This is a genomic window from Bacteroides sp. NSJ-48 (assembly GCF_014287405.1).
GTDB lineage: Bacteria > Bacteroidota > Bacteroidia > Bacteroidales > Bacteroidaceae > Bacteroides > Bacteroides stercoris.
This window is the reverse complement of record NZ_JACOOD010000005.1, coordinates 1-13,703: the sequence shown is the minus strand read 5'-3', so window position 1 is coordinate 13,703 and position 13,703 is coordinate 1. Positions and strand designations below refer to the sequence as shown.

The following is a 13,703-nucleotide window of genomic DNA, read 5'->3' as shown; positions in this document are numbered from 1 at the left end:
GTGATATTTATGAGTTGGATATTTACTGTCTATGCCGGGAGTTGCTGTCCGGCGGCTTGTTCTGCTTTCCGTTTCTCCCGTTCGGCTTTCGCTTCTTTGTCAAACTTTTCGTAGGCTTCCACAATCTGAGTAACCAGTTTGTGGCGTACAATGTCTTTTTTGTTCAGCTCGATGAAGCTGATTCCTTTCACGCCTTTCAGGATGCGGAGTGCTTGCACCAGTCCGGAAGTCTGTGACTGGGGAAGGTCGATTTGCGTCATATCCCCCGTTACAATCATTTTGGTATTCATGCCCATACGGGTGAGGAACATCTTTATCTGTTGGGTGGTGGTGTTCTGCGCTTCATCCAAAATTACTACGGCATCGTTCAGCGTGCGTCCGCGCATGAAAGCGAGGGGGGCAATCTGAATGATGTTCAGCTCCATGTACTCTTTCAGTTTGGCGGCGGGAACCATGTCCTGCAAGGCGTCGTAAAGCGGTTGCAGGTACGGGTCTATCTTGTCCTTCATGTCGCCGGGCAGGAAGCCGAGTTTCTCTCCGGCCTCTACGGCGGGACGGCTGAGGATTATTTTCTTTATCTCCTTGTTCTTCAACGCGCGTACGGCAAGGGCGATGGCCGTATAGGTCTTGCCCGACCCGGCAGGGCCTATGGCAAATACCATGTCGTTCCTGCTAAATGCCTCTACCAGTTTCAACTGGTTTTCGCTGCGCGGAATAATGGGCTTTCCCGTTACGCTGAACACGATGACATTGCCCGACTTCTCAGCCTGCGGGGCGTTCCCTTTGACGATATCGATGATGACTTCCTCTTTCAGAGAATTATATTCGGCACAATATTTTTCGAGTTTGGTGATGTTTTCTTCAAACGCGCACATCTCCTCTTCATCTCCCAGCACTTTGATGACATTGCCGCGGGCAACGATGCGGAGTTTGGGATACAAAGCTTTTATCAGTTGCATATTGGCGTTGTTTACGCCGTAAAAGATAACCGGGTCGATATCCTCAAGAACAATCAGTTTTTCTATCATCGATATGTTTTAAAGTTCAATTCTTTTTTTCAGGTAAAACGTTTTGCAAATGTAGTGAAACGTTTGAATACTTGGACGGTTCTGCGTGTTATTTTTTTGCACCGGCTTGCATGGTGGCATCACTTTGTTGTCATTGTTTATTCAAAATAGAGTATTGTTCCGCCGTCGGAGTCTGCGTATTTCCGCAGGAGTTCCTGTATCATTCCGGCGGCTTCCGCCAGCCCTTCGCGTCCGTTGTATCCGTTGACTATGGCAAGGATACGCCGGGTTTCGAGTCCCATTTTGGTACGTTCGTTGTCGCTGGTGGGAGTGCCTATGCCGCCTGCCCGGTCGCGGTAGACGGGAAGCCCCTCGATGTTCAGCGTTCCGCGCCCGATGCCTTCGAAGGGTTCTTCCGCACGTCCGATGCCGAGTTCAAGGCTGTCTCCCTGTATCTTGTCCGCATCGAAACCGCCGATGGAATATCCGGTGCGGAGCGATACGAGGTTGATGAGGTCTACCAGCGTGTCGATTTGGTACAGTTCGAGCCCCCGCATAAGACGGCGGCGCAATGCTTCGGCGGAAGGACGGTAACGGCTGGGATCTTTGCCGCAACGCTTGTAGGCTTCGCGGGTGGCGGCGATGGCGGGTTGCTGTTTGATGCTTTCCGCGGTTTCACCGGCTCTCAGTTCGCGGGTGAAAGCGTCGATTTCCCGCCACAGCTCTGCGTTGTGTGCGGAGTTGGTTACTTGCGCCATGACGGCAACGCCCTGAAAGGCGGGGCAGAGGCGCTTAATCTCTTCGGATAAGGTGATGTGGTACATGGGGCTTTTCATTGTGTATGGTTTACTGTCGGTTCGTCGTGGATAAACTTGGAATTTAACGGCGTTAAACTTCAGGTTTAATCCTAATGAACCCGGAGTTTAATAGGATTAAACTCGAAGTTTATTGTGGATAAATAAAAATAAACTAAGTGCGGGATAGGTCTGGCACAGGCAGGTTTGCAGTATCACCCGCCTGTACTTCTCCGGTCACCATTCGTATCTTTCCTCAAAGCTGTCGTATATGGGACGTAACTCCGGGCAAAGGGCACGGAAAACGGATGCAATCTCCGCCTGTTCTGCGGGTGAGATAAGTCTCTTGCCTTTGCGGCTGGCAAAGTAATAGCTGCGGCAGGTGAAGCAATTCTGTACACATCTTCTGACTTCGCTTACGATTCTGCTGGGCACGGCATCGAACATCCGGGACATTCCGCAGGCATAACGCTTGAGGTCGGAGCTACGGTAGAAGGTACAGCCGCCCTTGCCATGCAGCGAAGCAATGTAGCGCGGGTCTATGGCGGTTATGATATTGCTTGCGTATTGCGATGTTTTCATCGGAAGCTCCGTTATCAGGGCATGCAGGCATCCCGAACGTTGCGGACACTGCCCGTCTGTGGCAAAACAATGGGCATATTCGAAAGGAATGTCTTCCCGGTTTTGTTTCATATCATTGGAGGTATTGGTTTGTTCGTATAATGTGAGTCGAGAATTAGAGTTGCTTCAACTTATCGACACGGTACAAAAGTAGCCATAAACTGCAACTCCTTCAAATATAGGCGTTACTTTCTTTCTTCCTTTTCCTGTCCGTTCAACATAATTCCCGACAGGATACGTCCCGACTTGATGCCCAGACGCCGTGCCGAGAAGAAGTCCTCATGTTGCCGGTAGGTACAGATGCCTGCATTCTCTATCTGCCGGGGCGGCACTCCGAAGTCGGAGAGTTGCAAACGGTTGGCTGCCCACAAATCTATATGGTATTTGTGCGTTTCGGGCTTCCATACGGATATGTATTCCATCGGGAAATTTTCGGTGCGAAACGTTTCATATACCTCATCGCCCACCTCGAACGAGTCGAGGGAGATGCCCGGCCCTATGCAGGCAATGATATCCGTTCCTTCTGTTCCGTAGGCAGACTGCATCCGGTGAAGGGTTTTGGCAAGAATGCGGTTTACCGTTCCCCGCCAGCCTGCATGGACTGCGGCAACAATGCGGCGTTGCCTGTCATATAATAATACGGGAATGCAATCGGCAGTGGAGATGCAGATGCAGCAGCCGGGCATGCGGGTAATGAGTGCATCGATGCCTTGCAGCATGGCTTGCCGTTCGCTATGCGTTGCGTTCAGATAGGTATCGTCGATGATGAGGGAATCGGTGCCGTGGGTCTGAAAGGGAATGATAAGTTCCTGAGGGCGCACAGGCAGGGCGGTGCATAACAGTTCCCGGTTTTTGCGTACGCAATCCGCATTGTCTCCGGTGTAAGGAGTGCAGTTGAAAGAAGCATAGCTGCCGGTGCTGCATCCGCCATGCCGGGTGGTTACAAAACAAGAAATGTCGGGATATGGGGCAAGTACCTCATATCCCAACATTCTTTTATCTTTTGTGAGAGGAATCATTTTCTGTCATCCTCCCAATCCTCTTCTTCGTATTCAAAGTCTTCAAGGTCCTCGATGTCCTCGTCGTCAACGTATTCGTAGCTGAGGTCTTCGTCCTCGCCTTCGTCTTTCAGTTCCTCTTTCAGGTGGCTCATGTCTTTGGCGCGGTGGGCAATGCTTTCAATCTTGCCTTCTATCTTGTTGCTTTCCTTGTTCAGCTCTTCCCACAGCATATCTTTCAGTGTGGAGATGCCCAGACCGGAAATGGCCGAAATGAATACGTGCGGAATGCTTTCGGGTAGTGTAGGCTCTATCTCGTCCATCGGCTCCTGATCCAGCATATCGCATTTCGTAATGGCAAGCACACGCTGCTTGTCCAGCATTTCGGGATTGAAAGTACGCAATTCGTTCAGCAGAATTTCATATTCCTTACGGATGTCGTCGCTGTCGGCAGGAACCATGAACAGCAACAGTGAGTTGCGTTCGATGTGGCGCAGGAAACGGAGTCCCAAACCTTTGCCCGCACTTGCCCCTTCGATGATGCCGGGAATGTCCGCCATAACGAATGACTTTCCGTCGCGATAGGACACGATACCCAGATTGGGCTCCAATGTAGTGAAGGGATAGTTGGCGATTTTCGGTTTTGCCGAAGACACAGCCGAGAGCAGTGTCGACTTTCCTGCATTGGGGAAGCCTACCAGACCGACGTCCGCCAGCAGTTTCAGCTCCATGATAACCGTCATTTCCTGCATCGGTTCGCCCGGCTGTGCGAAGCGGGGAGCCTGACGGGTGGCGGTTTTGAAGTGCCAGTTACCCAGTCCGCCGCGTCCGCCTTTCAGCAGAATGACTTCCTGACCATGCTCGGTTACATCGCAGATGTATTCACCGGTTTCGGCATTGTACACTACCGTGCCGCAGGGCACTTCGATTATTTTATCCTCTCCGTCCTTGCCGAAACTGCGGTTCTTGGAGCCCGACTCGCCGTGGCCTGCCATGATGTGGCGGTCGTAGCGCAGGTGCAGCAGGGTCCAGTAGTTGCGGTTGCCGCGGAGAATCACGTGGCCGCCTCGTCCTCCGTCACCTCCGTCGGGGCCGCCATTGGGAATGTATTTTTCACGCCGCATGTGCGTGGAGCCTCGACCGCCCTTACCGGAGCGGCAATAGATTTTTACGTAGTCAACAAAATTCGATTCAGCCATATTCTTTTTACTTTTTAGGTTTCTTTATTGTTATCGTCGGGATAACAGGCGCAAAATTAGTGATTTCAAGCGATATGCTCAAATTTGGGTTGTGATTTGTTAGGTTGGATGGATTGATAACGTTATTTTTGTTCATTGATTTACATCCTAATACAATAATCTTAATGAGTGAACTGAGAACGATTCCCAATATAGGTGCCTGCACGGAGCAGGACTTGATACTGATGGGGTATACCACTATCGCCTCATTGCGTGGCAAGAGCGCCGAAGAACTTTATGCCGAGGAGTGCCGGTTGCGCGGTTGCACTCTTGACCGCTGCCAGTTGTACCTTTATCGTGCCGTGGAATACTTTGTAAACACCGGGAATCCCGACCCGATGAAGTGCAAGTGGTGGTTCTGGAAAGATGACTTTGTTGAGCCTTCTCCCTGCGGTGCGGTTTGCGTGGAGTGTGCTTCTTTTCCGCTGGAATGCAGCGGATGCAGGAAAATAAAAGGAAAAGTATTCTGGTTGCGGTATACGGGTGATGATGTCTGCCGCATTTATGACTGCTGCCGCACCAAGAGGAAAAAGAATTGCGGTGATTGTCCGGACTTGCCTTGCGGGTATTTTGTGAAAGACCCCACTGTTTCGGATGAACAGAACGAGGCGAATCTATGTAAAATGGTGGAACGGCTGAGAGCCGATGTAGGAAACAATATAAATTACGCGAACCGCACGGACGAGTAGTCATCCGTAGTGGTTCGCGTAATTTGCGTTAAAAATATCTGCTTTAGATATCAAATATTATTTTGCAGCGTCAATTGCTTTGCAAACATCTGCCGTAATAGTATCCAGTTCGCCTATACCTTTGATGTGTGCATACAGCTTTTCGTTCTTATACCAATCGATAAGCGGAGCTGTCTGTGAATGATATACGGTAAGACGTTTCTTGATAGTCTCTTCATTGTCGTCGGCACGGCCTGATTCCTGTCCGCGCTTGATGAGGCGTTTCATCAGTTCGTCTTCGGGAACGTCAAGGTCCAGCATAACGTTTACGCTTTGTCCGCGTTCGGCAAGCATCTTCTTCAATGCCTCTGCCTGTGCGATAGTACGGGGGAAGCCGTCGAAAATAACGCCTTTGCTATCCTTGAAGCTGTCCAGTGTGCTTGCCAGGATGTCAATAATCAGTTCGTCCGGCAACAGTTGTCCCTGGTCGATGTAGCCTTTGGCTGTCTTGCCCAGCTCAGTGCCGTTCTTGATTTCTGCGCGGAGCACGTCTCCGGTAGAAATGTGGTTGATACCGTACTTCTCTACAATTCTCTCGCTTTGTGTTCCCTTACCTGAACCGGGAGCACCGAAAATTACAATGTTCAACATTTGTTTAGCTATTATTTTTGATTTACAAATTAATACCTTTGCCTTGCTGCCTTTTCCCGGTTTCAGTCTACTACGGTATAGATGTCGGGATAGTTTCGTCCGAATCCGTCATAGTCCAGACCATAGCCCACGATGAAGTCGTTGGGAATGTTCATGGCTACGTATTCGATGTTCAAGTCTACTTTCAACTTGTCGGGTTTCACCAGTAACGAGGCAATGTGAATTTCCTTGGGGCCGCGTGTGCCGAGGGTTTCCAGCAGGCGTTGCATGGTGAGGCCGGTATCTACGATATCTTCGACAATGACAATGGTACGTCCGGAGATGTCTTCGTTGATGCCGATCACTTCTTTGATTACTCCCGTAGAAGATACTCCCTGATAAGAGGCAAGTTTAACGAAAGAAATCTCACAAGGAATGGTGATGCGCTTCATCAGGTCGGAAGTAAACATGAACGAGCCGTTCAGCACACTCAGGAAAAGCGGATTCTTACCTGCCAAGTCGCGGTTGATTTCGTTCGCTACACGGGTTACTTCTTTCAATATGTCCTGTTCCTTAATGGAAACAGTGAACATTTTGTCTTTTATTTGTATGGTATCCATAAATGGGAGTTTTTAGAAAGTTGGCGCAAAAATAGTGATTTTATTCCACTCCGTGCATCATCTTCTGCAATTTCTTTGAGAGTAGGAAAAGGATAAGCGATGCGGTGGCGGACATTACGACAAATACCATGAAGAAGTCGTACATCGTTTCTATGCGGTAGCCAAGCAGTGTCTTTACTTTTCCGGCTTCGGGATAGAGTCCGCTCAGCGTACCCGCAAACTTGTTGGCTGTGGCCGTGGAGAGGTACCATATACCCATCATCAGCGAAGCAAAGCGGATAGGAGTGAGCTTGTTCACCATGGACAATCCGATAGGCGAAAGGGCAATTTCGCCCATGGTGTGGATGAAATAAAGTCCTGTGAGCCAGATGAGGCTTACCTTGACGCCGGGTTGCACATCCTTTACAGCGAAGCAGATAACGAGGTAACCCAAGGAGAGAAGCAGCAAGCCGATGGCCTGTTTGGTGGGAGAGGCGGGTTCCATGCCCCGTTTATTGAGGAAGCCCCATACTCCCGGCATGATGGCTGCCAGTATCACTACGAAGAATGGATTGAATGACTGTATCCAGGAAGCCGGCATTTCCCAGCCGAAGATAACGCGGTCGGTCTGTTCGGAAGCGAAAAGCGTCAGTGAAGCGCCTGCCTGTTCGTAGGCTGCCCAGAAGAAGATTACGAAGAAAGCGATGATATAGATGACAAAGATGCGGTCGCGTTCAATCTTCGTAAGCGAGCCTTCCAACAGGATGCTGACAGGAAAGACGATACAGGCGGTGAAGATGCCGATGCTGATCCAGTCGTTGCCGAAACACCAGTAGAAGAAAACGGCAAGCGCTATTGTCAATACTCCCAATAAGAGATAATTACGTTTTTTCTTGCTGTTGTGCGTAGTGGATTGGGCGGCTGTCTTTGTAGCTTGCGGTTGTTCCTTTTTAGCATCGGGAATGATGCCGAGCTGCTTGCCGTCGGGACCGATAAGGTATTTATTCTTCTGCGTCTCGAACAATATGACCGTAAAGACGGTGACAATTGCGGCAATCAGAAAGCCCCATTTGAAGTCGTTCGGATTACCGGTTTCGCCAAAATAGCCGCATACCAGCGGGGCAAGGAAAGAGCCTACGTTGACGCCCATATAGAATATGGTATAGGCGGAGTCCAACCGTCTGTCGCCCGGTTCGTACAATTGTCCCACGAGGGAAGATACCGTAGGTTTGAAACATCCGTTTCCCAATATAAGGAAGGTGAGTCCGCCATACATCAGCCAGTGCGACAGTTGGGCTGCATCCAGCATGGAAGCGCTGAAGAACATCAGAAACTGTCCCAATGCCATCATGATGGCTCCCCAGAAGACAGAACGGCGGATGCCCCAGTATTTGTCGGCAATATATCCGCCGATAAGCGGGGTGAGGTAGACGAGTCCGGTGTAGCTGCCGTAGATGGAAGCGGCGTGTTCCTTGTCGAACAGCAAGGCCTGTGTCAGGAACAGAATGAAAATAGCCCGCATGCCATAGTAGCTGAAACGTTCTGCGGTACTGGTGGCGAAAATCAGGTAAAGTCCTTTAGGGTGTTTGGATGTGCTCATTGGTTATGTGTTAATTGTCTTTATATGTTTTGAGCCGCAAAAGTAGTTATTATTTTTTGTACCTTTGCTCGTAACTTAAACGAATAAACTGCAATGATAAAAATATTTCCTACCATTCAGATAAAAGAACTGGATGCCTATACGATAGAGAATGAGCCGATTGCTTCCATTGACCTTATGGAGCGCGCTTCGCAGGCTCTGGCAAAAGCCATATCCGAGCGCTGGGGAGCGGAAACTCCTTTTACGGTATTTGCCGGGCCCGGCAACAATGGGGGAGACGCGCTGGCTGTTTCGCGTCTGCTGGCAGAGCAGGGATACCGGGTGGAGGTATATCTCTTTAATACGAAAGGTACTTTGTCTCCGGATTGCGAAACGAACAAGGAACGTTTGGCAAGGGTTTCCGGAATTGATTTTCATGAGATAACCACGCAATTCGTGCCGCCAGTGCTGACAGCGGAGCATGTGGTTGTAGACGGACTGTTCGGTAGCGGACTGAACAAACCCTTGAGCGGTGGTTTCGCTGCGGTAGTGAAGTACATCAACTCCTCGCCGGCTACGGTAGTTGCCATTGATGTGCCTTCCGGTTTAATGGGAGAGGACAATACCTATAATATTCAGGCTAATATCATCCGTGCAGACCTGACGCTAAGCTTGCAACTGCCGAAGCTGGCTTTTCTCTTTGCCGAGAACGAGCCGTTTGTGGGCGAGTGGCAATTGCTGGATATCGGTTTGAGTGAGGAAGCCATTACAGAAAAGGAAACGGATTTTGCGTTGACGGAACACGAGGATATGGCATCGATGCTGAAGCCGCGCGGCAAGTTTGCACATAAAGGAAGCTTCGGACGTGCCTTGTTGATAGCAGGTTCGCAAGGAATGGCGGGAGCGTCGGTGCTTGCGGCACGTGCTTGCCTGCGCTCCGGAGTGGGATTGCTTACGGTTCATATTCCTTTTTGCAATAATTTTATCGTGCAGACTGCCGTACCGGAGGCCATGACGGAAATAGATATAAACGATGTTCGTTTTTCTTGTGCCACTGATACTGACGACTATCAGGCGGTAGGTATCGGTCCGGGATTAGGCAGGGCGGAAGATACCGAAGCTGCTTTACTGGATCAGATAGATTCTTGCCAGACGCCCATGATAGTGGATGCCGATGCGTTGAACCTGTTAGGCGAACACCGCAGTTACATCGGTCGTTTGCCCAAAGGCAGTATTCTCACTCCGCATCCCAAAGAATTGGAACGGTTGGTTGGGAAATGTCAGAACTCGTACGAGCGTTTGACAAAAGCCCGTGAACTGGCAAAAAGCGCCGGAGTATACATTATATTGAAAGGAGCTTATTCCGTTATTATTGCACCATCGGAAAAGTGCTGGTTTAATCCTACCGGAAATCCCGGCATGGCGACAGGGGGTAGCGGTGATGTGCTTACGGGTGTCGTATTGGCCTTGCTGGCGCAGGGATACGATGCGGAAACTGCTGCACGTATGGCTGCTTATGTCCATGGACTGGCGGGAGATATTGCTTGCAAGAAGCATGGAGCAATGGGTATGACGGCAGGGGATATTGTTACTTGCCTACCGTTGGCATGGCGGATGCTGGAGGAGAAATTGTAAACTGCATGTTAATGTTGGTATTTCAATATTCTGATGTTTTAAAAACTAATAGGTTCGTTTTTTACATTCTTGTAGTAATGTGGAAACAACCTTGCCTCAGTTCATATTTAATGTAGCACTTTTCTGCTTTCTTCAAGTCGCGCAATACCTCGGACAGCACCAGCTTCAATGTATCCGAACTGACATCCTGTAACGGACGTCCGTCTTCATCCTCTACCTTCTGGAAGCGTTTCCAACTGACATCGAATGTCGTGCCGTAGCAATGAGCGGAATTTTCGGATGCATTGCCGTTGCGACGGCGCAAACGCTTGACATCGTCTTTTGTACGCAGTACGGAAGTTACTGTAATCTTGTTCGGATTCAGGCCTTTGGCAGCCAAGGAATCGAGAAAGTTATAACCGATTGTATCGAGTAGGGCAGCCGCTCCCGGAATGAGATACGGGACGGAATGCGTCAAAGAATCAACCGCGTACAAATCATTTGTAGCGATATACTGCAACTTTTCTTTCATCTTTTCCGCTTCCTCGCGCGATGCTAACGGACGGATGCCGATAGCCTGCGCCACATTCAAATGCTTTTCATTCAAATCGCCGAAAGAACGTTTGTAGCTGATAACACCCCGTATGTTGTGCGGTTCATTCAGCTTGAGGGACATGTCTTTTTTCTTACATCCAGCCAGGCAGCAAGTGATTGCCATGCCTGCCAATAAAAACAGGGAAATAAAACGGCTTTTATTATACATAATTAATTCTGAACTTTGTAGAATTGTGTAATTTGTGGTGAAAATTCCTGCAAAGATAGTGTAATCCTATAGAACAATTGGAAGAGTTTGCTGCTTTTTTCCCCTCTTTTTGTACCTTTGCAGCCAAATTCAGGAATAAAAAGAAACGTGCAGCGATATTTTATCTATTTGGCCTACGACGGCACAGCTTATCATGGCTGGCAGATTCAGCCCAACGGTGCAAGTGTGCAGGAGTGTTTGATGAAAGCACTCTCTACCTTGTTGCGGCGTGAAGTGGAGGTGGTGGGTGCCGGACGCACCGATGCCGGTGTACATGCTTCCCTAATGGTGGCGCATTTTGACAGTGAAACTCCGTTGGATGTGATATTCATGACGGATAAGCTGAACCGCCTGCTTCCCCCGGACATTTCCGTTTACCGTCTGCGTGCCGTACGTCCCGATGCTCATGCGCGCTTTGATGCCACGGCACGTACATACAAATACTATGTTACTACGGCCAAGATGCCTTTCAATCGTCAGTATCGTTGCCGTCTGTTCCAGACTCCGGACTTTGAACGGATGAACGAAGCTGCCCGGACTTTGTTTGAATATACGGATTTTACCAGTTTCAGCAAGTTGCATACCGATGTCAAAACCAATAATTGCAAGATAATGCACGCTGCCTGGACGCAGGTAGATGAAGTGACCTGGGTATTTACCATTCAGGCCGACCGTTTTCTGCGGAACATGGTACGTGCTGTAGTGGGCACATTACTCGAAGTCGGCAGGGGTAAACTTACCATCGGGGGCTTTCGCCGGGTTATCGAACAAAAAGACCGGTGCCGTGCAGGAACTTCCGTTCCCGGTAACGCTTTGTTCCTTGTAGATGTTGCCTATCCTGAAGAAACTTTTATTAGCGGTTAGTGGTTAGTGATAAGTGATTACTTTTACTCTTTCTCTTCTTGTAATATAACTAATTCATAACTTATAACTCATAATTCATAGCTAAAATCAATGTGGTTATTATTAGCCTTTCTCTCGGCAGCCTTGCTGGGATTTTATGATGCTTTCAAGAAGCAGGCGCTCAAAGACAATGCCGTGCTTCCGGTCTTGTTTTTGAATACGGTATTTTCCAGTTTAATATTTCTTCCGTTTATTCTGGTATCGTGTTTTGCTCCTGCTGTGTTGGGAGGTACGATGTTTGATGTTCCTGTAGTGGGATGGGATGTGCATAAATTTATCATCATCAAATCTTTCATCGTTCTTTCCTCGTGGATATTCGGATATTTCGGAATGAAGCACTTGCCGCTTACCATTGTAGGCCCGATTAATGCAACGCGTCCGGTAATGGTACTTGTGGGAGCCATGCTTGTATTCGGCGAACGGCTCAATCTGTATCAATGGATAGGTGTGATGTTGGCAGTCCTGTCGTTCTTTATGTTGAGCCGTTCCGGTAAAAAAGAGGGTATCGACTTCAAGCACAATAAATGGATTCTTTTTATTGTTCTGGCGGCCGTGACGGGTGCTGTCAGCGGATTATACGACAAGTATCTGATGAAGCAGCTGCCGCCTATGGTGGTGCAGTCATGGTACAACATCTATCAGGTATTTATCATGTGCCCCATTATCCTGTTGCTGTGGTATCCCAAGAGAAAGGAAAGTACACCGTTCCGTTGGGATTGGACTATCATCGGTATATCTGTCTTTCTTTGTGCGGCAGACTTTGTGTATTTCTATGCCTTGAGTTATGAGGATTCCATGATTTCTATCGTATCTATGGTACGACGTGGCAGTGTGGTTGTTTCTTTCCTGTTCGGCGCCCTTTTCTTCCGTGAAAAGAATTTAAAAAGCAAGGCAGTAGACCTCATTTTGGTGCTGATTGGAATGTTCTTCCTATATTTGGGGAGCAAATAGAATTTCAATAGCGCGTATGGCAGAAGATTTGTGCATCAGTAATGGCGGCAAAGAAGAGAAGTATCGTATGTTGCTTCCGCAAATTAAGTGTCTGATTGAAGGAGAGGATGACCTTATCGCCAATCTGGCTAATGTTGCGGCTGCACTGAAAGAGACTTTTCACTTTTTCTGGGTAGGATTTTATCTGGTGAAAGGTGAGGAGTTGGTGCTTGCCCCTTTTCAGGGTCCGGTGGCTTGTACCAGAATAAAGAAAGGGCGTGGCGTTTGCGGAACGGCCTGGGAGAGGGGTGAAGTGCTGGTTGTACCGGATGTGGATGCTTTCCCGGGACATATAGCATGCAGCTCTTTGTCGCGTTCGGAAATAGTGCTCCCGCTTCTTCGTGCAAAGGGAGAAGTATGGGGTGTGCTGGATGTGGACAGTGAAAACTTGAATAGTTTTGATGAGGTGGATGCGCGTTTTTTGCAGGAGTTGTGTTCTTATCTGTAAGGTGATTTTTATAATAATAAGATTTTAGTATTGATAAAATATTATAGGGATATGGTGAAGAAGTTGATAGTCTTTTTATTTGTAGCAGGTATGGGAATTGGTTCTTTGTCGGCGCAACTGGCAAAAACTTGTTTTACCAATATGCCCGATTCTCTGAGTCCGTTGCTTACGGCTGTGAATCGTGCCGACTTCATTGACTTCTTGGAGAGCAAGATGAAAGCGGAAGTAACCAATCGTTTTGGCGGTAAGTCGGAAATGACTGAGCTTACTCCCGATTATATCCGTGTGCAGGTAACACCTCAAAGTACCTGGCAGATGAAACTTTTGTCAGTGAACGACAGTACCCGTCTTATCTGTACTGTTTCTACAGTTTGTGCTCCGGCTTGTGACAGTCATATCAAGTTCTATACTACCGGTTGGGAAGAGTTGCCCGCTGCATCCTATCTGGCATCATTACCTAATATGGATGATTTTATTCTGCCTGCTTCCGATACGGTAGATGTGTACCGCTATCAGGATGCTCGCCTTCAGGCTGATATGCTTCTAATGAAAGCCGACCTTTCGGGGAAGGACGCTACGCTGACTTTTACTTTTACCACTCCCGACTATATGGAAAAAGAAGCAGCGGAAAAACTGAAACCGTTTCTCCGCGACCCTATAATCTATACGTGGAAAGAAGGGAAGTTCAATAATTAACGTGAGTTCGAAATAAAATCAAAAAATAGCAAGTTGTCCGTCATTGACAAAATTTACGTCAATGGCGGGCTTCTTTTCAAAAAAGCAGTATGCCGCGATAGCCGACAAGGAGTTGG

At 48.5% G+C, this 13,703-nt stretch carries 15 protein-coding genes and 1 pseudogene; 6 read left to right on the top strand and 10 right to left on the bottom strand.

What is annotated here, in order from left to right; translation table 11 throughout:
- Positions 1–29: 29 nt before the first annotated feature.
- From H8S52_RS03660 to obgE, 5 genes are all read right to left on the bottom strand, one after another.
- On the bottom strand, positions 30–1,028 hold the full coding sequence (locus H8S52_RS03660; protein ID WP_005657979.1) for a PhoH family protein: 999 nt from the start codon (positions 1,026–1,028) through the stop codon (positions 30–32).
- 137 nt (positions 1,029–1,165) lie between these two features.
- Positions 1,166–1,831, bottom strand: a complete 666-nt coding sequence (locus H8S52_RS03655; protein ID WP_117857752.1) for a B3/4 domain-containing protein — start codon at positions 1,829–1,831, stop codon at positions 1,166–1,168.
- 207 nt (positions 1,832–2,038) lie between these two features.
- Positions 2,039–2,494, bottom strand: a complete 456-nt coding sequence (locus H8S52_RS03650) for a DUF6078 family protein (protein WP_005657976.1) — start codon at positions 2,492–2,494, stop codon at positions 2,039–2,041.
- Between the two features lie 113 nt (positions 2,495–2,607).
- A complete protein-coding gene (gene pgeF, locus H8S52_RS03645) occupies positions 2,608–3,441 on the bottom strand; it encodes a peptidoglycan editing factor PgeF (RefSeq protein ID WP_117857753.1) in 834 nt (277 codons plus the stop codon).
- Positions 3,438–4,619 (bottom strand): GTPase ObgE, encoded by a 1,182-nt coding sequence (obgE, locus tag H8S52_RS03640; protein ID WP_186909304.1) that lies wholly within the window; start codon positions 4,617–4,619, stop codon positions 3,438–3,440. The genes pgeF and obgE overlap by 4 nt, the downstream gene beginning before the upstream one ends.
- A gap of 164 nt (positions 4,620–4,783) precedes the next feature.
- On the opposite strand from obgE, the gene H8S52_RS03635 reads away from it, so the two are divergent.
- A complete protein-coding gene (locus H8S52_RS03635) occupies positions 4,784–5,347 on the top strand; it encodes a helix-hairpin-helix domain-containing protein (RefSeq protein ID WP_186909303.1) in 564 nt (187 codons plus the stop codon).
- Positions 5,348–5,404: 57 nt separating this feature from the next.
- On the opposite strand, the gene H8S52_RS03630 is transcribed toward H8S52_RS03635, so the two are convergent.
- The 3 genes from H8S52_RS03630 to H8S52_RS03620 all read right to left on the bottom strand — a co-directional run bounded on the left by H8S52_RS03630 (position 5,405) and on the right by H8S52_RS03620 (position 8,155).
- On the bottom strand, positions 5,405–5,977 hold the full coding sequence (locus H8S52_RS03630; RefSeq protein WP_005657968.1) for an adenylate kinase: 573 nt from the start codon (positions 5,975–5,977) through the stop codon (positions 5,405–5,407).
- A gap of 62 nt (positions 5,978–6,039) precedes the next feature.
- The gene (gene hpt / locus H8S52_RS03625; RefSeq protein WP_005657966.1) at positions 6,040–6,576 is read right to left on the bottom strand and encodes a hypoxanthine phosphoribosyltransferase; all 537 of its coding nucleotides are present in this window, start codon (positions 6,574–6,576) and stop codon (positions 6,040–6,042) included.
- Positions 6,577–6,616: 40 nt separating this feature from the next.
- Positions 6,617–8,155 (bottom strand): peptide MFS transporter, encoded by a 1,539-nt coding sequence (locus H8S52_RS03620; protein WP_186909302.1) that lies wholly within the window; start codon positions 8,153–8,155, stop codon positions 6,617–6,619.
- Between the two features lie 96 nt (positions 8,156–8,251).
- Between H8S52_RS03620 and H8S52_RS03615 the strand changes: the two genes are divergently transcribed.
- Positions 8,252–9,769: an NAD(P)H-hydrate dehydratase gene (locus H8S52_RS03615; RefSeq protein WP_181987255.1), complete on the top strand. Its 1,518-nt coding sequence runs from the start codon at positions 8,252–8,254 to the stop codon at positions 9,767–9,769.
- 61 nt (positions 9,770–9,830) lie between these two features.
- Here H8S52_RS03615 and H8S52_RS03610 read toward each other — a convergent pair whose 3' ends face one another.
- Positions 9,831–10,511 carry a DUF5715 family protein gene (locus H8S52_RS03610; protein ID WP_117985519.1) on the bottom strand — a complete coding sequence of 227 codons (681 nt, stop codon included), beginning with the start codon at positions 10,509–10,511 and terminating at the stop codon, positions 9,831–9,833.
- A 147-nt stretch (positions 10,512–10,658) separates the two neighbouring features.
- Here H8S52_RS03610 and truA point away from each other — a divergent pair, with 147 nt between their 5' ends.
- The 4 genes from truA to H8S52_RS03590 all read left to right on the top strand — a co-directional run bounded on the left by truA (position 10,659) and on the right by H8S52_RS03590 (position 13,587).
- A complete protein-coding gene (gene truA, locus H8S52_RS03605; RefSeq protein ID WP_117666498.1) occupies positions 10,659–11,414 on the top strand; it encodes a tRNA pseudouridine(38-40) synthase TruA in 756 nt (251 codons plus the stop codon).
- Positions 11,415–11,504: 90 nt separating this feature from the next.
- Positions 11,505–12,404 carry a DMT family transporter gene (locus tag H8S52_RS03600; RefSeq protein WP_016661527.1) on the top strand — a complete coding sequence of 300 codons (900 nt, stop codon included), beginning with the start codon at positions 11,505–11,507 and terminating at the stop codon, positions 12,402–12,404.
- A gap of 16 nt (positions 12,405–12,420) precedes the next feature.
- Entirely contained in the window at positions 12,421–12,891 is a 471-nt protein-coding gene (locus H8S52_RS03595; protein ID WP_016661526.1) for a GAF domain-containing protein, read from the top strand.
- 51 nt (positions 12,892–12,942) lie between these two features.
- Complete coding sequence (locus tag H8S52_RS03590; protein ID WP_151878502.1) at positions 12,943–13,587, top strand: DUF3256 family protein; 645 nt, start codon at positions 12,943–12,945, stop codon at positions 13,585–13,587.
- Between the two features lie 18 nt (positions 13,588–13,605).
- On the opposite strand, the pseudogene H8S52_RS19895 reads toward H8S52_RS03590, so the two are convergent.
- Positions 13,606–13,703 (bottom strand): annotated as a pseudogene (locus H8S52_RS19895) (IS982 family transposase); the annotation flags it as partial.